This is a genomic window from Rhizomicrobium sp., assembly GCF_056722145.1.
Genome location: NZ_JBWZET010000363.1, coordinates 1 through 19,529 on the forward strand (window position 1 = coordinate 1; position 19,529 = coordinate 19,529).

Sequence of the window (19,529 nt, forward strand, 5' to 3'; positions counted from 1 at the left end):
GCCGTGGGCGCTGCAGCACCCGGTGGCGCTGGTGTTCGACGAATACGACGCCGGCCGCCCCGACGTGATGGTCGTGATCCAGCGCGTCTTGGAAGTGCAAGGCAAGCTGACGTTATTGGATCAAAACCGCGTCATCCGTCCGCATCCGGCATTCCGCCAGTTCTCCACGACCAACACCATCGGCCTCGGCGACACCACCGGCCTCTATCACGGCACCCAGCAGATCAACCAGGGCCAGATGGACCGCTGGAACATCGTCGCCACGCTCAACTATCTGCATCACGACGCGGAAGTGGAGATCGTCGCCGCCAAGGTGCCGGAATACGCCGCCACCGCCGAAGGCAAGAAGACGCTCGGCGCCATGGTCCGCCTCGCCGACATGACGCGCAACGCCTTCATCAATGGCGATCTCTCCACCGTGATGAGCCCGCGCACGGTCATCACCTGGGCGGAGAATGCGCGCATCTTCAACGACATCGGCTTCGCCTTCCGCCTCACCTTCCTCAACAAATGCGACGAACTCGAACGCGCCACCGTGGCCGAGTTCTATCAGCGCGCCTTCGGCGAAGACCTGCCCGAAAGCGCGGCGAAGGTGCTGGTGGCGTGAAAGTGGGTGAGTAGGGAATAGTGAGTAGTGAGTAGTGAGTAGTAAGAAAATTGATGCGAGCGGCGGCATGACGGCCACTATTCACTACTCACTATTCACTACTCACTTTTCGCCAAGTTTGCGCCGCAAATTTACCTTATTGCGCATCGTTAATGTTGCCACGTCATCTGTTATGGGGTGGAAACATGGCTCGCAAAGCGTTGACGATCGGCGGTGGACTTCTGGGCGCGGCCGCGCTGGTTGCAATCATCACCAATCCGAACTTGACCGACTTCACGGCGCAGCGCGCGGCGGAAGACGGGGTGACCGGCATCACCTGCAAGGCCGTCCAGAGCGGCAATTACGTGGTGTTCTCGCGCTACGACTATCGCTGCATGATGTCGACCACCAAATACGTCGGCGCCTTCGGGAATTACTACGCGCTGAAGGACGACACCAAGGCCTGACGCTCTTCGCGGCGGGGCGTAACGTGGTAGCCTCCCCGCCATGAAGTCCGATCCCTCTCCTGCCGAAGACGTCAAGCGTGCCGTGACCGGTGCGTTGCGGGCGCTTGCGGGCGAGCCGGAGCTGGAAGTCAGCTACGTCTCCGATCCGTCGACGTGGTGGAACGCGGTCGTCAAATTCTTCGCCGGCAACGGCCCGAAAAAGGCGCAGCTGCCGGCACCGTCGCGCTCGCTGTCGGCGCGCGAACTCGCGGTCCTGCGCGGCTCCGCCGATGCGCAGGCGCTGAAGCTCGCCTATCACGACGACAAGGTGCATCGCGCCAACAGGCCGGCGTCCGGCGATGCCGCGGCGCTGTTCGAAGCCGCCGAGCAGGCGCGCGTCGAAGCGATCGGTGCGCTGGCGATGGAAGGGGTCGCCGCCAATCTCGCCGCCAGCCTGGAATCGCGCGCCGCCGGCCGCGGCCTCGCCAAGGCGCACAGCCGCAAGGAAGCGCCGCTCGCCGACGTGCTCGGCCTGATCGTGCGCGAGAAACTCACCGGCGAACCGCCGCCGCCCTCGGCCAAGGCCGCAGTGGCGTTGTGGCGCGATTATATCGAACAGCGCGCCGGCAAGACCCTCGACGATCTGCTGCCGGCGTTGCGCGACCAGACGGCATTCGCCAAACGCACCCGCCATGTGCTGCGCGATCTCGATCTCATCGACGACGGCGAGGAAGACGAAAACAGCGACAGCAGCGGCGACAACGACGACAAGCCGGATCAGAACCCGGAAAGCGGCGACAGCGAGGAGTCGGAGGGCCAGCAGGGTTCCGCCGACGCCGAACGGCGCGAAGCCGAGGGCGAGACCGCCGACTCCGCCGTCGCCGAAATGCGCGCCGAAGAGTCCGAGATGGGCGATGCCGAGGCGCCGGACGAAGGCGTCAAGCCGTGGCGCCCCGACCTCGACGATCACGACGGCGCCAACTGGGACTACAAAGTCTATACGACGCAGTTCGACGAGGTCGTCCACGCCACCGAATTGTGCGACGCCGAAGAACTGTCGCGCTATCGCGCCTTTCTCGACCAGCAATTGCAGCAGGCCCAGAGCGTCGTGGCGCGGCTCGCCAACAAGCTGCAGCGATTGCTGCAGGCGCAGCAGAACCGCTCGTGGGATTTCGATCTCGAAGAGGGCCTGATCGATTCCGCCCGGCTGACGCGCGTCATCATCGATCCGATGCATCCGCTGTCGTTCAAGATGGAGAAGGACACCCAGTTCCGCGACACCGTGGTGACGTTGCTGCTCGACAACTCCGGCTCGATGCGCGGCCGTCCGATCATGGTGGCGGCGATGTGCGCCGACATTCTCGCGCGCACGCTGGAACGCTGCAGCGTCAAGGTGGAAATTCTCGGCTTCACGACGCGGGCGTGGAAAGGCGGCCAGAGCCGCGAAAAGTGGATCGGCGAAGGCAAGCCGCTGCAGCCGGGCCGGCTCAACGATCTGCGCCACGTCGTCTACAAGACCGCCGACGAACCCTGGCGCCGCGCCCGCAAGAACCTCGGCCTTATGATGCGCGAGGGCCTGCTCAAGGAAAACATCGACGGCGAAGCCCTGATGTGGGCGTTCAGCCGCCTCGCCGGCCGGCCCGAGCAGCGCAAAATCATGATGGTGATCTCCGATGGCGCGCCGGTCGACGATTCCACGCTGTCGGTCAACAACGGCAATTATCTGGAGCGCCATTTCCGCAAGGTGATCGAATTCATCGAAACCCGCTCGCCGGTGGAACTGGTGGCGATCGGCATCGGCCACGACGTCACCCGCCACTACAGCCGCGCCGTCACCATCGTCGATGCCGAACAGCTCGGCGGCGCCATGACCGACCAGCTGATCGGCCTGTTCGCGGAAGAAGATGCGCGCCGGGCGCCGAAACGGGGGCGCAGGAAGAAGCGGTAGCCACACCTGTCATCCCCGGCCGAGCGCAGCGAAGGAGCGGGGACCCAGGTGATTGGGCCGTTGCGGCGCCAGCGGTGAGTTGCGACGTCTTTCGAACAGTTTTGGCTTGTCCCGACCTGGGTCCCCGGTCGGCGCGCGGGCGCTTCGCGGCCCTTGCTTGCCGGGGATGACAGAAGTGGTGCGGTCACGCACACTTGACGCCTTGGCTCCCCGGGCGGACAAATCGGAAAAATCCGCCAAGGGGGATACCGTGAAATTCCGTCTCGCGCTTGCGTTGACCGCGTTCGTCGCTTCTGCTTCCGCTGCCGACCTCACCTTCAAGCCGCTGCATGGCAATGGCATCTACGCCGTCGGGGAGACGGTCGGCTGGGTGGTGACGGCGGCGCCGGGCGCCGTCAAGAGCTACACCTATTCGATCCGCGCCAACGGGGCGACCGAGATCGGCAAGGGCACGCTCGATCTCAGCACGGGCAGCGCCGAAATTTCCACGACCCTCGACAAGCCGGGCATGGTCTACGTCACCATCGACCGCGCCCCGCTGCCCGGTCCGACGCCGGAGGAAGCGGCCGAGATCAACACCACGCTGAAAGCGGTGGTGACCAAGAAGAATGCCAAGCTGAAGCCGATCTTCGCCAAGTATCCGAACCTCTGCCTGATCAATCAGCCGTGCGCCGTGCCGGCTGCCGCGACCTGGCTGGCGCCGATCCGGGCGCATGTCGCCATCGTCGGCGCGGCGGTCGCGCCCTCGCAGATCACCCCGAGCGCGCCGCGTCCGGCCGATTTCGATGCCTTCTGGGCCGGCAAGCTGGCGGAGCTGGCGAAGGTGCCGACCAACCCGGTGCTGACCGAAATTCCGGCGCCGCTGCCCGGCATCAAATTCTACAAGGTCCAGCTCGACAGCCTGAACAGCCACGTCCAAGGCTATCTTGCGGTGCCAGACAAGAAGGGTCCGTTCCCGGCGATGATCCAGTACCAGTGGGCCGGCGTTTACGCGCTGGTGCCGTGGAACTGCGCCTCCCGCGCCGCCCAGGGCTGGCTGTGTCTCAACGTTTCCTCGCACGACATGGCGCCCGACAGCGCCACCGGCGCGCCGACCAATTACAATGAGGTCGGCAACACCTCGCGCGAGACCTCGTATTTCCTCAACATGTACCTGCGCGATACGCGGGCGCTCGATTGGCTGCGCACCCTGCCGCAATGGAACACGAAGACGCTGGTCGTCACCGGCACTTCGATGGGCGGCCACCAGAGCCTCGTCACCGCCGGCCTCAATCCCGGCAAGATCACCGCCGTGGTGGTCAACGAACCCTCAGGCGGCGACGCGCTGGCCAGCCTCAACGGCCGCCTGCCGGCGTATCCGAACTGGGCCGCTGCCAATCCGGCGGTCGCCGCGACGGCGCCCTATTTCGATACAGCCAACTTCGCGGTGAAGATCACGGCGCCGACCCTGGCGGCGGTCGGCTTCATCGACAGCGTCTGCCCGCCGGCGAGCGTCTTGTCGGCCGTCAACCGCATCCCGGCGCCGCACGAGATCATTCCGATGATCGAGTCGGAGCACAACAACTACACCCCCGACCGCCAAGGCAATTTCCTGCAGCGCCAGGAAGAGGTGTTCACCCAGTTGCGCTATGGCGAAGCGTTTGTGCCGGACGAGACGGTCGCGAAGGGGAAGTGAAAATTACTTCCCCCTTGTGGGGAGGTCGAAAGGCGCAGCCTTTCGGGTGGGGGACGATGCGCGTTCCAAGCGACGGCCCCCACCCGGAAAACCGCTCGCGCCCCAACAGGGAAAAACCAAATCAGCGTCGTGCGCGCTTGCGGTTTTCCGACCTCCCCGCGAGGGGGAGGTGAATTAAAATGAAAAAGGGGGCCTCGCAGCCCCCTTTCCCAGCACCCCCCACAAGCTTGTTCAGTAGCCGCCGAAGCCGGAGACCGGCGGGACGATGCGGCGCATGGCCCAGAACGGGACCAGCAGCACCACACCCTCGCCCGCGATCAAACCCATGTATTGCAGGCCCTCGCCCAGCCACGTCGCCGACGTTCCGGAATAGTATCCGGCGAAGAAAGCGGTCGCGAACACGATCGCGGCAGCCCAGAAGCCGATCAGCGGCGCCGTCCACCAGCGCGGACCGCGGGCGCCGTCGAACGCCACGATGGCAACAAAACTCGCCAGGAAGAACGCGCCGCCGAAGGCCACCGCCTCGCGCACCGAGGGGATGCGATCGAGCGGGATGACCTGGCTCAAGCTATCGCGGGCGAACAGCACCAGACCCGCCGCCAGCGCCAGCGTCGTCACCACCTGGGCGAAGGCGTAGGCCGGGCCATAGCGCCGGTTGGTCATGAAGACGCAATAGAAGCCGAGCGGCACCATCACATGCGAAACGCTTAGCCAGCCCGTGCCGATTCCGAACACTTGGGTCGGCGTATCGCGGTAGAGATAGATCGCCGCCAGCCAGACGGACAGGATCATTGTGGCGAGGGTAACCCGCGCCAACGCTCCCACCGCCGTGCCCAGCTTGCCCAGCCAGGTTTCGTGACGGCCATAGCCGTACGTCCCCATATAGGGAGCGTCACTGGCTGTTCTTAACCGGTAGAGCCCCCGGTCTTCGGAGGCCATATTGAGGCCGCCAATCCGGCCCGGAACCACATCGCGCTTATACGCCCGCACCTTACCCACCACCCCGTAAGCCGGCCCTTTGGCCTTGGCCTGTTTTGAGACATTACGGGAGATTTATTGCAGGTGCTATGCCGTTTCGTTGCCGAAACAGAGTTTACAGCGATTAAAAATTAAGGCGCTTTTGTGACTAGGCGGCCGTAGCGGCAGTCTTTTTCGCGATGGCGCGCTTCAGGCGCAACGCCTTCGGCGAAAGCGTCGCATCCTTCGCCTTGAGCAGATAGGCGTCGATGCCGCCGATCCGGTCGATCGAGCGCAGCGCACTCATCGAGATCTTCAGCTTGAAGGTCTCCTTGAGGGATTCGCTGGCCAGCGAAATGATCTGCAGGTTCGGACGGAAAACCCGCTTCGTCTTGTTATTGGCATGGCTGACATTGTGGCCAACCAGGAGGGTCTTTCCGGTCAATTCGCAGCGGCGGGACATGGCAGCTTCCTTGGACGTGGGCGTCCCGAAATGGGGTTACACCCGGATCATTCGTAAAGAGGCGCTCTCTTAATTGCGCGAGGAGGCCGGGTCAAGTCGGAAGCGACAAACCGCTCAAACCAGCCCCGGCGGGCAGCCCCTTGGCCGACTTAACGAATTTCTCACGTAACCGTCGTTCGACAATTCGCCATCAGTCATAATAGAACCACGAAATGCGGCAAAGTTGCCGCGGTCAGGTCTTTTGTCCCGCTTTTGCGGTAAACCGCCCGCTCGCAGTTTCCGCCCAACCGGTGAGTGTCCCGCCATGCGCCTCAAGACAGCCCTTCTCGGCCTCAGCCTTCTCATGCTGCCGCTGTCCGACGCCCTCGCGGCGGGCGGTGCGGCCTCAGAACAACCGGCGGGCGGTGCGAGCCTGACCCTGGCGATGACGCTCTATGCGGGTGGCCTCAGCCTCGGCAAGGTCGACATGGACGCGAAGTTCGCCGGCGACAAATATCACGTCACCTCGAACCTCGAGACCTCGGGCGTCGTCAACGTGTTCTGGCAATCGCAGATCCAGGCGACCTCGTCGGGCCGGCTCGACAAGAAGCTGATGCAGCCGCTGAGCTATGATTCCTTCTATACCGGCCACAAGGCCAACCACCAGGAAGTCGCGCTGACCTTCGAAAACGGCGATCCGGTGCGCCTCTATGCCAATCCGACCTATCCGATGACCGGCTACGAAGTGAAGCCGGAGGAAAAGAAGGGCACCTTCGATCCCTTGAGCGCAGTGATCTATATCGCCTCGGGCGTCGGCGCCGAGCCGGGTAATCCGTGTGCGGTCAAAGCGCCGGTGTTCGACGGCCGCCGCCGCTACAATGTCGCCATGACGCGCGTGAAGCCGGTCGACATCAAGATGGACAACGGCCTCTACAAGGGCCCCGCCCTGCTGTGCCAGATCGATTACAAGCAGGTCTCGGGCTACAAGCCGCGCGTCCTGCACGACACCAACTTCCCCGCGATCAACGCTTGGATCGGCATTTTTCCGAGCAAGGAAGCCGGCCGCAGCTTCGCCGTGCCGCTGCGCGTCTGGGCCAACACCCAGTATGGCGTGATCGCCGCCGTCACCACCACGCTGAAAATCGACGGCGTGCCGGTCAAGAGCAACTGAACGGGCTCGAAAAGCGCTGAGATTTCGTCATCCAAGGTGGCCGCGTGCCTCATCCCGAGCGCGCGTCGCCGTTGCGGCGACGGGCACCTCAGGGTGACGCTTGGTGGGGGTGTCTAATCCTTGTTCGCCGCGTTCGAAATCGCGGCCAGCAGTGGCACCAGGGCGGTCGAGACGGGCACCGCGATGCCGTGGCGGGCGGCCTTGCGCACGATCACCGCGTTACGCGCGTTCCATTCCATCTCGCGACCGGCGATGCGATCGGCGTACATCGAGTTGCCCTCGCCGCCTTTGGCACCAAGGAAGAACTGCATCTGCCGCTCGATCAGGCTGTCGTCGAGCTGGGCGCCTTCGGCCCGGCCGACGGCGATCGTCTCTGCGAGAATGGCGCGGGCGAGATCGGCGATTCCGGGTTCGCGCATCACCCGCATGGGCTGGCCGGTGAGCGCCAGAATGGCGCCGCTCGGCGCATTGTTGCACAGCTTCAGCCAGGCGCGGGTGACGAATTCCTCGGTGGTCTCGGCGCTCACGAACGAGCCGGCGAACAGGGCGGCAAAATCGGCGCCCGCTTGCGGTACGGCAACGGTAGCGATGCGGCTCCAATGCACCTCGCCCGGGGCGCTGCGGCTGACCGGCAAGTCGACCACCACCGGCACGACGGCGGTCCCGGCCGGCACATAGGGCTCGACGTTTTCCTTCTGCTCGACGCCATTCTGCAGCACCGCCACGCGGGTCCCCGGCTTGACGGCCGCAGCCAGCCAGTCGGCGACCGTCGGCACCTGATAGGCCTTGACGCACACCAGCACCCAGTCCACCGCCGGCACGGTGTCGGGCGCCGTCACCACCTCGGCCGGGTGGACAACGGGCGGGTCGCGATCCTTCTGAACCGACAGGCGCGCGAACGATTTGCGGGCGCAGAACGTCACCGCGTGGCCGACGTCCATCAGCGCCCCGCCGATGGCGCAGCCGATGGCACCGGCGCCGATGACCGCAATACGCGACATGGTTACCTCCACAAACCGAACATCCCCTGCTACACGCGAAGACCGATCCCGTCTAGGATGGCGTTCGGTTGTCCGGGGGGAACAATGAAACATCACCTGGTGGTGGCGATCGCCATGGCGCTGGCGGTTCCGGCCGCGGCCGAGGAGCAATGCCCGCCGCTCAAGCTGTGGGCCAGCGTCGATCTCATTCCCTATGCCGACGGGCGGGTGGAATTCGTACCGGTGGAAATTGCCGGCGTTCCGAAGAAGCTGGTGCTCGATCTCGGTGCCGAAGTCACCATGATCTCACAGCGCGCCGCCGACGAACTCCATCTCAAAACCCATCAGAGCGGCCTGCAGATGTACGGCCTCAGCGGCGCCATGACCGACCGCGTGACCACCGCCGATATCAAGATCGGCCACATGAAGGGCAATCTGAAGGTGATGGTCGGGTCCTTTCTCGACAACATGTATGGCGACCCCGACGTGATCGGCGTGCTCGGCGCCGACGTGCTGTCAAACTACGATGTGGCGATCGATTTCGGCGCCAGCAAGCTCGATCTGCTCGACCACGACCATTGCGCCGGCAAGGTGATCTACTGGCCCGCGACCAACCTGGCGGTCGTGCCGTTCCGCCGGCTCGCCATCGGCCAGATCGTGTTCGACGTCACCCTCGACGGCAGGACGCTGAAGGCGATCCTCGATACCGGCGCCAGCAATTCGACGCTGCGCCTCGACGTCGCCGAACGCCTCTACGACATCAAGGCGGGCGCGGCCGACACGCCGGAACTCGGCGGCCTCAACGAGCGCGCCGACCTAAAAACCTACAAGCACACCTTCAAGACGCTCGATTTCACCGGCATCGCGGTGGGCACTCCGACCTTCGACCTGATCCCCGACATGCTGACCCGCAAGCTTGCGCCCGGCGTTCCGACCGGCTCGCACCTGCCCGAACACGACGACACGCTGGAAGCGCCGGTCCTGATCGGCATGAACGTGCTGAAACACCTGCACATCTTCATCGCCTACAAGGAACAGAAACTGTACATCACGGCGGCGGGGGCACCGAAGTGAAGCCTCGGGACCGGTTCGGGTGCTACCGGCGCCCATCGAAACTCGCGTCCGCCGCCTGACCGAGAACATCGGCAATTAACTCTGGGGGGGTGATGCGTACCGCTTTTTATCTGACCGTGCTCGGGGCGGGGCTGGTGTTGGCCGCGCCGGCGCTGGCGCAAACCTGTACTCCGCCCAAGGTCGTCGCCACGGCCAAGGTCGTGCCCAACGTCACCGGGCTGCGCCGGTACGTGCCGCTTACCATCGCCGGGGCACCCGCCGTGCTGCGCCTCGACACTGGTGCGGAACAGACCAGCATCACACCGACACTGGCCGCCACGCTCAAGCTCCAAACCAGGAAATCGGCGACCTGGACGTTTACCGCCACCGGCGCCGCCTCGAACCAGGTCGTCGTCACCGATGTCGGGTTCGGCAATCTGGTGTGGAACGGCGCCGAGCTGGCGCTGCTGCCGCCCGGCGACATCAATCCGCACGACGAGTATGTCGGCCTGCTCGGCGCCGATCTGCTCTCCAAATACGATGTCGCGATCGATTTCGAACACCAGACCATCGATCTGATCGACCCCAACCATTGCCCCGGCACGCCGCCGAACTGGCCCGGCAAGAAGCCAGTCGCGGTGCCGATCAAGCTGGTCGCGGGTCACATCGAGATGCCGGTCGTCGTCGACGGCCATACCATCCTGGCGACGCTCGATACCGGTGCGGCACGCGCGGTGATCCTGCGCCCCGTCGCCGAGCGCGACTTCGGTCTCGTGATGGGCGGGCCCGACACGCCACCGTCGAGCGGCACGCTCAACAACCAGCCCGGCGCGACGGTGTGGCATCACGTCTTCCAGGAATTGAAGATCGGCGACGTCAGCCTCAAGAACCAGCAGTTCTCGATCATTCCCGACCTGTTCAACGACGCGGAAAAGACCGCCGAAGCGGCGGCGGCGGCAGCCAGAGCCAAGAAGAACGCGAAAACGCCCGAGCCCCCGAAGGCGGAAGAATACGCCATGACCGACATCATCATCGGCATGGCGGTGCTGCGGAATCTGCGGCTCTACATCGATTACAAGGACCATATCCTCTACATCGCGCCTTAATCCGCGCACCAGACGGGATCGCCGATGGCGATGACGCCGGGGCGCTCCACCGAGGCGTAGACGCCGCGCTGGTTGGCGAAGGCTTGCGCCACGGTGCGCATCACCGAGGGATCGCGGCCGCCGGTATCAGGATCGACCGTGATCAGGGCGCAGCGCTCGATCGGGCGGTTGAGCCTGAGGCGCGGGCCTTCGCGATTGCCGAACACCAGCGTGGTGCCGATCCAGTCGCGCTCGTTGCCGCGGTCGAGGATGATATTGGGACGGAAGCGGCGCACGTCGAGCGGCCGGCCGTGAGCGCGGGAAAGATCGTCCATCGTGGCGCGGGCAAACAGCGATACCGGCATGGCATCGTAAGCACCGCGGCCGATATGGATCAGCTCGGCCCCGCAACCGGCCGCGCGGGCCAACTTCTCCGCCAGCGCCGGATCGCGCAGTTCGAAGGCGGCACCATCGGGGGCGGTGACCTCCACGGCTGACTTGCGCACGTCGGAGGGATCGCGGAAGCGGGCGCGGTAGAGCACCATTTCCGACAGGTCGCGACCGGTCAGCCACGGAAAGGCGGTGAGATCGCCGGCCTTGCGGAACGCGTATTCGCGATCGCCGGCAAAGCCGTGCCATTTGAGGTCAAGCCGCGGCTCGGCCACGCCTGCCATCGACTTCACCGGATAGCGATACAGCGCCTCCACCCGCCCGAGTTCGATCATCCGGCGTTGCGGACGAGGTCCAGCACCTTCTTGGCGGCTTCGGGGATGTTGGTGCCGGGGCCGAACACGGCGGCGACGCCCTGCTGTATCAGGAAGTCATGATCCTTGGGCGGAATAACGCCGCCGACCACCACCAGCGCGTTCGACCCGGCCGCCTTCAGCGCCGCGATCAATTCCGGCACCAGCGTCTTGTGCCCCGCAGCGAGGCTGGAGACGCCGACCACCTCAGCTTTGGTGGCGACCGCTTTCGCGGCCACCTCCTCCGGCGTCGCGAACAGATCGCCGACCTCCACCGCAAAGCCGATATCGGCGTAGGCCGACGCGATCACCTTGGCGCCGCGGTCGTGGCCATCCTGGCCGATCTTGGCGACCAGAATGCGCGGCGGACCGCTGTGAGTTTCGGCAAACGTCTCCACTTCGCCTTGCAGCGCCGCGAATTCGTTGTCGCCGGTGAACGCGCCGCCATAGACGCCCGAGATCACCTGCGTCACGGCGCGATGGCGCGCATGCACCTGCTCGATGGCGGCGGAGATTTCGCCGACCGTGGCGCGGGCCCGCGCGGCCTCCACCGCCAGCGCGAGCAGGTTCGCCTCGCCCGCGGCGCCGTCGCGCAGCGCCGCCAGCGTTGCAGCGACCTTGGCGCTGTCGCGCTCCGCTTTCACCTGCGCCAGACGGGCCAGCTGCGCCTTCAACACGGCGGCGTTGTCGACCTCGCGGTAGGAAACATCGTCCTCCCGCGCGAGCTCGAACTTGTTGACCCCGACGATGACATCCTCGCCCTTGTCGACGCGGGCCTGGCGACGCGCCGCGGATTTTTCGATTTCCAGCTTGGCCTCGTCGACGCATGCCGCGATACCGCCCTTGCCATCGACCCGGGCGATGATCTCGCGCGCCGCAGCGGCCAGCGAATGGGTCAGCGCTTCCACGTAATACGAGCCGCCGAGCGGATCGACGGTGCGCGTCACCTGGGTCTCGTGCTGCAGGATGAGCTGGGTGTTGCGGGCGATGCGGGCGGATTGCTCCGTCGGCAGAGCGATGGCTTCGTCGAATGAATTGGTGTGCAGGCTCTGGGTGCCGCCGAGCACCGCCGCCAGCGCCTCATAGGCGGTGCGCACGATGTTGTTGTAGGGGTCCTGCTCGGTCAGCGACACGCCCGAAGTCTGGCAATGGGTGCGCAGCATCAGGCTTTCCGGCTTCCTGGCGCCGAAGCCCTGCATGATCTCGCACCAGAGCAGACGCGCGGCGCGCAGCTTGGCGATCTCGAAGAAAAAATTCATGCCGATGCCGAAGAAGAACGACAGCCGCGGCGCGAAGGCGTCGACATCGAGACCTTTTTTCAGCGCGGCGCGGACGTATTCCTTGCCGTCGGCCAGGGTGTAGGCGAGTTCCTGCACCGCGGTCGCGCCGGCCTCGTGCATGTGATAGCCGCTGATCGAGATGGAATTGAATTTCGGCATGTTCTTCGCCGCAAATTCGATCACGTCGGCGACGATGCGCATCGAGGGGGCGGGCGGATAGATATAGGTGTTCCGCACCATGAATTCTTTCAGGATGTCGTTCTGGATGGTGCCCGACAATTTCGCCAGCGGCACGCCCTGCTCCTCGGCGGCGACGATATAGTTGGCCATGATCGGGATCACGGCGCCGTTCATGGTCATCGACACGCTCATGCGGTCGAGCGGGATGCCGTCGAACAGGATTTTCATGTCGGCGACGGAATCGATCGCGACCCCGGCCTTGCCGACATCGCCGGCGACGCGCGGATGATCGCTGTCGTAGCCGCGGTGGGTTGGCAGGTCGAACGCCACCGACAGGCCCATCTGCCCGGCGGCGAGATTGGCGCGGTAGAAGGCGTTGGACTCCTCGGCGGTGGAAAATCCCGCATACTGACGAATGGTCCATGGCCGGCCGGCATACATGGTGGCGCGCACGCCGCGGGTGAATGGCGCCAAGCCCGGCAACGTGTCGGTCTCCATCGCCGCAAGGTCATCCGCCGTATACAGAGGTTTCACGGTGAAACCCTCCGGCGCGGCCCAGGACAGCTCGTCCACGGGTCGGGTCTTCAATTCCTTGGCAGCCAGCGCCGCCCACGCTTCCGGCGTCGTCATTGCACCCTCGCAAAACGTTGCGTCGCTTTTCGCATGCTTCGGCGGGCGGCGCGAAGTGCGAAACCAGCATGGGAGCCGTCACAAAAGGTTTCCGGAACCGTCGTATTCGTCCGCCTACGGACTGTCCCGTGGATAAGTGACGTGGGCCCCAAGCGTCGCGGGACCCACAACATGTTGGGGTGCGAGAGTCTTGACATCACCCTAATGGTATGAGAACAAAGGCTGATTTTCGCCGAGTTATTGATTCGGACAGCGTTCGTTCCCCGCCCGTTCCGATTGGTTCATTGCGCCCCGTGCCGACTCACGCGCAACGATGATTCCCTGACGGCCGTTTTAGGGCGGCGGCGGGTCTTTCGGCGGGCTGACCGGCGGGCTGAGCGACGCGGGTATAATTGCGGGCGCCGTACTGCTCGGCGTCGCCGGATTGGCCAGCGGCTTCGTGGTGGACGGCCCGGAGCCCTGCCCGCCAGCCGCCGGCGGCGGAATCGTCACCGCGGCGGGCGCGTCCGGAACTTTCGGGAACAAGGCATTCGAAATCCGCTCGATCAGCGAGAACAGCAGATCGGTGTTGTAGCCGACCAGGAACGCCAAGGCCGCCGATCCCAATTCCTTGAGCGGGCCGGCGAGCGCGTCGTTCGGTCCGATCAGGATGGTGACGACGCCACCGCTGACCAGCCCGAGCACCATGCGATTGAAATATTCCGGCTGATAGCGGGTATCGAACGTCCGCTCGTGGATGTGCTTGTGCAGGGATCGCAGCAGGTACACGCAAGCGCCCAGGCCGCCGTAAAGTATGGTCTGAATCGCATTCCAGATGGCGTTCACGCCCGGCTTGAAGGAGCCGACTTTGGCGTCCAGCGCGTTCGTCACGCCGGCGAAAGCCTTGGGATAGGTCTCGGGCGGGAATTTCAACTTATCGACACCGCCGGTGAGATTTTTGACCCAGTCGAACAAGCTGTTTTCCGGCATCGCTTGCGTGACGATGGTGCAGCCCAAAGCGGCCAGCAGGAACAGGATCGTGATCAGCAAAATCCGGTCGCTGAAGCATTTCGACGGCGCCACATCGCAATAGCCCCCGATCGCCAACGCCCGCTGGAACCAGCTGAACAATCCTTTCGGGTGGGTCGTCAGATCGGACTCGGTGTCGCGCAACGACGTGATGCTGACCGGTGCAATCGCGATCATCACGTCGATCAGCACGGCCTGAAGCGCGGCGCAGCTCGCATCGGACGATTTATCGGCCTTCGCCTTGACGGTTGCGGCCACCAGCGGGGCGATGAACGGCTTGGCTTTGGCGAGAATCTCGGGGGCGACGGCATCGCCGCGGGCCAGTTCGACTGCGAGATATTCGGCATCCGCCACGAGGCTTTGCAGCGTTACGGTTTCGCTCATCGCTACCCCCATGATTGCCGTTAGGGTATCTTTTTGTAGCACTTATTACAACTATCGGGTGTAATTTCCTGCAAGTTGCCACTTCGCACCGCATCAAGACCGCTTGCTTTGATCGGCGACGCGCGCCAAACCTCGTCGGGCCATGGCAGATCAAAACACCAGCCGCGTCACCGCGGTTCTCGGCCCTACCAACACCGGCAAAACCCATTTCGCGATCGAGCGGATGCTGGCGCACAAGTCCGGCATGATCGGGCTGCCGCTGCGCCTCTTGGCGCGCGAGGTCTATGACAAGGTCGTCCGCATCAAGGGCGCCAACCAGGTCGCCCTGGTCACTGGCGAGGAGAAAATCGTCCCACCGGGGGCGCCGTATTACGTCTGTACGGTGGAAGCCATGCCGATCGGCGTCGGCGCCGCCTGTCTGGTGGTCGACGAGATCCAGCTGTGCGCCGATCCCGAGCGCGGCCACGTCTTCACCGACCGCCTGCTGCACGCCCGCGGCGACGAAGAGACCCTGTTCCTCGGCGCCGATACCATGCGCGGGGCGATCCAGCGCTTCGTGCCGCGGACCTATTTCATCAGCCGCGACCGCTTTTCCGACCTCGCCTACACCGGCGCCAAGAAGCTGACCCGCCTGCCGCGGCGCTCGGCCGTGGTCGGGTTCTCATCGGAAGACGTCTACGGCATCGCCGAGATGATCCGCACCTATCGCGGCGGCGCGGCAGTGGTGCTCGGCGCCCTTTCGCCCCGCACCCGCAATGCGCAAGTGGCGCTCTACCAGTCGGGCGAGGTGGACTTTTTGGTCGCCACCGATGCCATCGGCATGGGCCTCAACATGGACGTCGATCACGTCGCCTTCTCGGCGATGGAGAAGTTCGACGGCACCGTCACCCGCCCCTTGCGGCCCGACGAAATCGGCCAGATCGCCGGCCGCGCCGGGCGCCACATGAACGACGGCACGTTTGGCGTGACCGGCGAAGCCGAAGCGCTCGACCAGGAGCTGGTCAGCCGGGTGGAGAACCACCACTACGATCCCGTGCGCGTGCTGCAGTGGCGCAATTCGGCGCTGCACTTCCATTCCCTCGACGGGCTGATCGCCGCCCTCGACGAGCCGCCGCCGCAACGCGGGCTGGTCAAGGCGCGGCCGTCGTCGGACCTGATTGCGCTGCGCACGCTCGCCGCCCAGGACGACGTCGCCGCCCGCTGCACCGCCCCTGCCGCCATCAAGCTGCTGTGGGAATGCTGCCAGATGCCCGACTTCAACAAGCTGTCCTCGGACGAGCACGCCCGGTTGGTGCGCACCATCTTCGGGCACCTGATCAGCGACAAGGGCGTCTTGCCGCCGGAATGGCTGGGCCAGCAGATCGCCCGTCTCGACATCACCGAGGGCGACGTCGCCACCCTGTCGGGCCGCCTCGCCCACATCCGCACCTGGACCTACGCGGCGCACCGGCCCGGCTGGGTCGCCGATCACACCCACTGGCAGGAGGTCACCCGCAACGTGGAAGACCGCCTGTCGGATGCCCTGCACGAGAAGCTGACCCAGCGCTTCATCGATCGCCGCACCTCGGTGCTGATGCGCAGCCTGCGCGAAGAGGATCTCAATCTGGTGCTCGACGATTCCGGCGGCGTGACCGTCGGCGGCGAGGCCATCGGCAAGCTCGAAGGCTTCCGCTTCACACCGGCCGAAAACGCTTCCGGCTTGGAAGCCAGGGCATTACGCGCCGCAGCTGTGAAAGGACTTGAAAGCGAGTTCTTCACCCGCGCCCGCAAGCTGGCGTTCGCCACCGAGGAGGAAATCACCCTCTCCGAGCACGGCCGGCTGTGGTGGGACGGCGCCATCGTCGCCAAGCTCACCGCCGGCGGCTCGCCCTTGAGCCCAGCCGTGACGCTGCTGGCCGACGACAGCCTGAAAGGCGCCCCGCGCGAAGGCGTCCAGCGCCGGCTCGACGATTGGCTGGTGAAGCGCGTCGCCGCCAAGCTGGAGCCGTTGAAGGCGTTGGAAGAAGGCATCGATGCCAAGCCCGGCACCAAAGGCGCCCTGCCCGGCGAAGCCCGCGGCATCGCCCATCGGCTGTGGGAGAATTTCGGCAACATCGATTTCCCGCGCGCCGAGCTGCGCGGCGATCGCGGTGCCATCATGCGGGCGCTGAAGCCGTTCGGCATCTGGTTCGGGCGGCGCACGGTCTATATGCCGAAGCTGCTGCGTCCCGACACCGCCAACCTCAGCGCCCTGTTGTGGAGCGTGTGGCAGAAGCAGGACGACGTGCCGGCGATGCCGCGCCCGGGCCTCACCAGCTTCGACAGCGACGCGCCCGACGGCTTCCTCGCCAGCGCCGGCTTCCGCAAATTCGCCGGCCGCGCCATCCGCCTCGACATGCTGGAGCGGCTCGAAGACGCGCTGGAAAAGGCGCTGATCGAAGGCACGACGGTCGACGAGCTGCTGCCGAAACTGGTGTCGCTGCTGGGCTCGTCCAACGAGCAGCTGAAAGAGGTGTTGGAAGTGCTCGCGTGGCAGACCCTGGAAGTCGCCGACGGCAAGCACGTCTGGCGCAAGGCCGCGCCCAAGCCGATCCGCCGCCAGCGCAAACATCCGCGCGGCGACCAGCCGGAGAAAAAGCCCGAAGTGAAAATCACCATCAACCCGGATTCGCCGTTCGCGGGTTTGGCGGCGCTGATCAAGTGAGATGAGCGAAGAACCCGGACGCCTGCGGCTCGACAAATGGCTGTGGTGCGCGCGGTTCTACAAGACGCGCGCCATCGCGGCGGCGGCCTGCGAGAAGGGGCATATCCGCATCAACGGCTTCCGGGTCGAGAAGGCCGGCCGCGAAGTGCGCCCCGGCGACGTGCTGACCATTCCCGTCGGCCGCGAGGTGGTGGTGATCCGCGTCATCGCCGGCGCCCAACGCCGCGGCCCCGCCCCCGAAGCGCGGACCCTGTATGAGGCGGTGGAAGAGTAAGGGCGGGCGCCGCGGCGCGCGCGCGCGTCTGTCAATTCCGCCGCATCGTCATTTTCCGGGGTTGATCCTGGGGCGCGGGCGCCCTATCACCGCTGCCCTGAATTCACCGGAGCCTTTCACCGATGGCCTATGTCGTTACGGACGCCTGCATCAAGTGCAAGTTCATGGATTGCGTGGAAGTGTGCCCGGTGGACTGCTTCTATGAAGGCGAAAACATGCTCGTCATCCATCCCGACGAGTGCATCGATTGCGGCGTTTGCGAGCCGGAATGCCCGCCGGAAGCGATCAAGGCCGACACCGAGAGCGGCCTCGAAAAGTGGATGGCCCTCAACGCCGATTACGCCAAGAAGTGGCCCAACATCACCACCAAGGGCGAGCCGCCGGCGGACCGCGAAGAATTCCGCAACGAGACCGGCAAGCTCGAAAAGTACTTCTCGGAGAAGCCCGGCCAGGGCTCGTGAAATTAATCATCTAACCTGCGTAAATTCGGGATTTCCCCTTAAAAACGGCAGGTTGGGCGCACAAATAGTAGTAGCCGGGGCGGCCACAAGGCGCATCAGAACACAAAGAAGTCGTATTCTTTCAAAGGTTTGAGGAAAGAGTCCTTCCCTTTTTCCTCAACATGTGGTACATTACATCCGTTCTGAAATAGGACTCGAACGGCGCTGCCCCACCCGGATTAGAGGAAGGTCCGGAGGCGCCGCATTATGACAGTGTCAAAATGACGGTGCCGCCCCACCCTGGTTCGGTGCCCGTTCGAGTGCGCGATACGGAAAGTGAAATGACCACAGCAAAAGCTCCTGTTGCACCCGCGCCGGCGGCGAAGAAGGTTCCGGCGAACTCCAACAAGAAACTTGATTTCAAGGCCAACGATCACGTCGTATATCCGACGCATGGCGTCGGCCGGATCATGCGTATCGAAGAGCAGGAAGTCGCAGGGCTGAGGCTCGAGCTGTTCGTGATCACGTTCGACAAGGACAAGATGACTCTGCGCGTCCCGGTGATGAAGGCCAAATCGGTCGGTATGCGCAAGCTGTCGTCGCCCGATACCGTCGCCACGGCGCTCAACACGTTGAAGGGCCGCGCCCGCGTCAAGCGGACGATGTGGTCGCGCCGGGCGCAAGAATACGAAGCGAAGATCAACTCGGGCGACCTGGTTTCCATCGCCGAAGTGGTGCGCGATCTGCACCGCGCCTCGGGCCAGCCGGAGCAGTCCTATTCCGAACGCCAGCTGTATGAAGCGGCCCTCGCCCGCATGGCACGCGAAGTCGCCGCCGTCGAAAAGATCGACGAGATGGCGGCCGTGAAGCGGGTCGAAGGCGCGTTGCTGAAAAAGGCGGCGTGACCTGTAATAAATTGTATCAGTCATGCAAAAGGCTCGGGGGCGACCTCGGGCCTTTTGTTCTAAAATGCGAGTCATGAACGGTGAGACAGCTCGACAGCTGCCGCCCGTTCGATCAAAGCTGGTGCCCATCCTCACGGAGCCGACCATGAAGTGGCTACTCGCAGGTCTGATCGGATCGCTGTCCGGCTGGCTGATCGCGTCCGTTACCAACGAGGTAGCGATCGCAGCGTCAAGCGGGGCGGCCATCGGCATTCTGGCGACCATCGCCCTGTTCGGCACCCGTCCGGCCCATTCCGTCGCCAAAATGGCCGGCGCCATGGGCCTCGGCTGCGTCGCCGGCTGGCTGGTTTCGGCCCTGACCGGCGGGCTGACCGTCGCCATGGTGATCGGCTCGGGCGTCGGGGCGCTGGCCACGGTCGCCTTCACCAGCGAGAGACCACTCCGTTCGCTGCTCAAGCTGATCGCCGCCATCGGGTTCGGGTTCGCCATCGGCTGGGGCGTCGGCAGCCTGATCGGCGACCATCGCATCGGCATGGTGCTGGCGATTCCGTTCGCGCTGCCGTTCCTGCTGGTGATGGCCGACACCATGCGCCCGCCGCGCCGTCGCCCGTTCTGAGCCGAGACGCAGTCGCAACATTTGGGACTTGCGTTCGCACTGC

At 64.8% G+C, this 19,529-nt stretch carries 17 protein-coding genes and 1 pseudogene; 12 read left to right on the plus strand and 6 right to left on the minus strand.

What is annotated here, in order from left to right:
- The 4 genes and pseudogenes from AC1P6P_RS19080 to AC1P6P_RS19095 form a co-directional block, all read left to right on the plus strand.
- A pseudogene (locus AC1P6P_RS19080) lies at window positions 1-607 on the plus strand (cobaltochelatase subunit CobS); the annotation flags it as partial.
- Between the two features lie 185 nt (window positions 608-792).
- Window positions 793-1,053 (plus strand): hypothetical protein, encoded by a 261-nt coding sequence (locus tag AC1P6P_RS19085; RefSeq protein WP_481404032.1) that lies wholly within the window; start codon window positions 793-795, stop codon window positions 1,051-1,053.
- A 40-nt stretch (window positions 1,054-1,093) separates the two neighbouring features.
- On the plus strand, window positions 1,094-2,980 hold the full coding sequence (gene cobT / locus AC1P6P_RS19090) for a cobaltochelatase subunit CobT (RefSeq protein WP_481404033.1): 1,887 nt from the start codon (window positions 1,094-1,096) through the stop codon (window positions 2,978-2,980).
- A gap of 250 nt (window positions 2,981-3,230) precedes the next feature.
- Window positions 3,231-4,655 carry an acetylxylan esterase gene (locus tag AC1P6P_RS19095; protein ID WP_481404034.1) on the plus strand — a complete coding sequence of 475 codons (1,425 nt, stop codon included), beginning with the start codon at window positions 3,231-3,233 and terminating at the stop codon, window positions 4,653-4,655.
- A 231-nt stretch (window positions 4,656-4,886) separates the two neighbouring features.
- On the opposite strand, the gene AC1P6P_RS19100 is transcribed toward AC1P6P_RS19095, so the two are convergent.
- Together AC1P6P_RS19100 and rpmB are read right to left on the minus strand one after the other, a co-directional pair.
- Window positions 4,887-5,645, minus strand: coding sequence for a hypothetical protein (locus AC1P6P_RS19100; protein WP_481404035.1), 759 nt, complete (start codon window positions 5,643-5,645; stop codon window positions 4,887-4,889).
- A 136-nt stretch (window positions 5,646-5,781) separates the two neighbouring features.
- A complete protein-coding gene (gene rpmB, locus AC1P6P_RS19105; protein WP_481404036.1) occupies window positions 5,782-6,075 on the minus strand; it encodes a 50S ribosomal protein L28 in 294 nt (97 codons plus the stop codon).
- 304 nt (window positions 6,076-6,379) lie between these two features.
- On the opposite strand from rpmB, the gene AC1P6P_RS19110 reads away from it, so the two are divergent.
- On the plus strand, window positions 6,380-7,225 hold the full coding sequence (locus AC1P6P_RS19110; RefSeq protein WP_481404037.1) for a DUF3108 domain-containing protein: 846 nt from the start codon (window positions 6,380-6,382) through the stop codon (window positions 7,223-7,225).
- A 113-nt stretch (window positions 7,226-7,338) separates the two neighbouring features.
- Here AC1P6P_RS19110 and AC1P6P_RS19115 read toward each other — a convergent pair whose 3' ends face one another.
- Window positions 7,339-8,226, minus strand: coding sequence for a 2-dehydropantoate 2-reductase (locus AC1P6P_RS19115; protein ID WP_481404038.1), 888 nt, complete (start codon window positions 8,224-8,226; stop codon window positions 7,339-7,341).
- A gap of 84 nt (window positions 8,227-8,310) precedes the next feature.
- Here AC1P6P_RS19115 and AC1P6P_RS19120 point away from each other — a divergent pair, with 84 nt between their 5' ends.
- Together AC1P6P_RS19120 and AC1P6P_RS19125 are read left to right on the plus strand one after the other, a co-directional pair.
- Window positions 8,311-9,279 carry an aspartyl protease family protein gene (locus tag AC1P6P_RS19120; protein ID WP_481404039.1) on the plus strand — a complete coding sequence of 323 codons (969 nt, stop codon included), beginning with the start codon at window positions 8,311-8,313 and terminating at the stop codon, window positions 9,277-9,279.
- 92 nt (window positions 9,280-9,371) lie between these two features.
- Window positions 9,372-10,364, plus strand: coding sequence for an aspartyl protease family protein (locus tag AC1P6P_RS19125; protein WP_481404040.1), 993 nt, complete (start codon window positions 9,372-9,374; stop codon window positions 10,362-10,364).
- Here AC1P6P_RS19125 and AC1P6P_RS19130 read toward each other — a convergent pair.
- The 3 genes from AC1P6P_RS19130 to AC1P6P_RS19140 form a co-directional block, all read right to left on the minus strand.
- Complete coding sequence (locus AC1P6P_RS19130; RefSeq protein WP_481404041.1) at window positions 10,361-11,068, minus strand: MOSC domain-containing protein; 708 nt, start codon at window positions 11,066-11,068, stop codon at window positions 10,361-10,363. The two genes, AC1P6P_RS19125 and AC1P6P_RS19130, sit on opposite strands and share 4 nt — an antisense overlap.
- On the minus strand, window positions 11,065-13,176 hold the full coding sequence (gene scpA, locus AC1P6P_RS19135; protein WP_481404042.1) for a methylmalonyl-CoA mutase: 2,112 nt from the start codon (window positions 13,174-13,176) through the stop codon (window positions 11,065-11,067). The genes AC1P6P_RS19130 and scpA overlap by 4 nt, the downstream gene beginning before the upstream one ends.
- 333 nt (window positions 13,177-13,509) lie before the next feature.
- The gene (locus tag AC1P6P_RS19140) at window positions 13,510-14,568 is read right to left on the minus strand and encodes a hypothetical protein (RefSeq protein WP_481404043.1); all 1,059 of its coding nucleotides are present in this window, start codon (window positions 14,566-14,568) and stop codon (window positions 13,510-13,512) included.
- A 142-nt stretch (window positions 14,569-14,710) separates the two neighbouring features.
- Between AC1P6P_RS19140 and AC1P6P_RS19145 the strand changes: the two genes are divergently transcribed.
- The 5 genes from AC1P6P_RS19145 to AC1P6P_RS19165 all read left to right on the plus strand — a co-directional run bounded on the left by AC1P6P_RS19145 (window position 14,711) and on the right by AC1P6P_RS19165 (window position 19,486).
- Complete coding sequence (locus tag AC1P6P_RS19145) at window positions 14,711-17,251, plus strand: helicase-related protein (protein ID WP_481404044.1); 2,541 nt, start codon at window positions 14,711-14,713, stop codon at window positions 17,249-17,251.
- A gap of 1 nt (window position 17,252) precedes the next feature.
- Complete coding sequence (locus tag AC1P6P_RS19150) at window positions 17,253-17,525, plus strand: RNA-binding S4 domain-containing protein (protein ID WP_481404045.1); 273 nt, start codon at window positions 17,253-17,255, stop codon at window positions 17,523-17,525.
- A 122-nt stretch (window positions 17,526-17,647) separates the two neighbouring features.
- Window positions 17,648-17,986 (plus strand): ferredoxin FdxA, encoded by a 339-nt coding sequence (gene fdxA / locus AC1P6P_RS19155; RefSeq protein ID WP_481404046.1) that lies wholly within the window; start codon window positions 17,648-17,650, stop codon window positions 17,984-17,986.
- Window positions 17,987-18,306: 320 nt separating this feature from the next.
- Window positions 18,307-18,870 (plus strand): CarD family transcriptional regulator, encoded by a 564-nt coding sequence (locus AC1P6P_RS19160; RefSeq protein WP_481404047.1) that lies wholly within the window; start codon window positions 18,307-18,309, stop codon window positions 18,868-18,870.
- Window positions 18,871-19,015: 145 nt separating this feature from the next.
- On the plus strand, window positions 19,016-19,486 hold the full coding sequence (locus tag AC1P6P_RS19165; protein ID WP_481404048.1) for a hypothetical protein: 471 nt from the start codon (window positions 19,016-19,018) through the stop codon (window positions 19,484-19,486).
- The last annotated feature ends 43 nt before the right edge of the window (window positions 19,487-19,529 follow it).

Coding starts and splice junctions, on each gene's coding strand:
- AC1P6P_RS19085 (WP_481404032.1), top strand. CDS start 793: ATGGCTCGCAAAGCGTTGACGATCGGCGGTGGACTTCTGGGCGCGGCC.
- cobT (WP_481404033.1), top strand. CDS start 1,094: ATGAAGTCCGATCCCTCTCCTGCCGAAGACGTCAAGCGTGCCGTGACC.
- rpmB (WP_481404036.1), bottom strand. CDS start 6,075: ATGTCCCGCCGCTGCGAATTGACCGGAAAGACCCTCCTGGTTGGCCAC.
- AC1P6P_RS19110 (WP_481404037.1), top strand. CDS start 6,380: ATGCGCCTCAAGACAGCCCTTCTCGGCCTCAGCCTTCTCATGCTGCCG.
- AC1P6P_RS19115 (WP_481404038.1), bottom strand. CDS start 8,226: ATGTCGCGTATTGCGGTCATCGGCGCCGGTGCCATCGGCTGCGCCATC.
- AC1P6P_RS19120 (WP_481404039.1), top strand. CDS start 8,311: ATGAAACATCACCTGGTGGTGGCGATCGCCATGGCGCTGGCGGTTCCG.
- AC1P6P_RS19125 (WP_481404040.1), top strand. CDS start 9,372: ATGCGTACCGCTTTTTATCTGACCGTGCTCGGGGCGGGGCTGGTGTTG.
- AC1P6P_RS19130 (WP_481404041.1), bottom strand. CDS start 11,068: ATGATCGAACTCGGGCGGGTGGAGGCGCTGTATCGCTATCCGGTGAAG.
- scpA (WP_481404042.1), bottom strand. CDS start 13,176: ATGACGACGCCGGAAGCGTGGGCGGCGCTGGCTGCCAAGGAATTGAAG.
- AC1P6P_RS19140 (WP_481404043.1), bottom strand. CDS start 14,568: ATGAGCGAAACCGTAACGCTGCAAAGCCTCGTGGCGGATGCCGAATAT.
- AC1P6P_RS19145 (WP_481404044.1), top strand. CDS start 14,711: ATGGCAGATCAAAACACCAGCCGCGTCACCGCGGTTCTCGGCCCTACC.
- AC1P6P_RS19150 (WP_481404045.1), top strand. CDS start 17,253: ATGAGCGAAGAACCCGGACGCCTGCGGCTCGACAAATGGCTGTGGTGC.
- fdxA (WP_481404046.1), top strand. CDS start 17,648: ATGGCCTATGTCGTTACGGACGCCTGCATCAAGTGCAAGTTCATGGAT.
- AC1P6P_RS19160 (WP_481404047.1), top strand. CDS start 18,307: ATGACCACAGCAAAAGCTCCTGTTGCACCCGCGCCGGCGGCGAAGAAG.
- AC1P6P_RS19165 (WP_481404048.1), top strand. CDS start 19,016: ATGAAGTGGCTACTCGCAGGTCTGATCGGATCGCTGTCCGGCTGGCTG.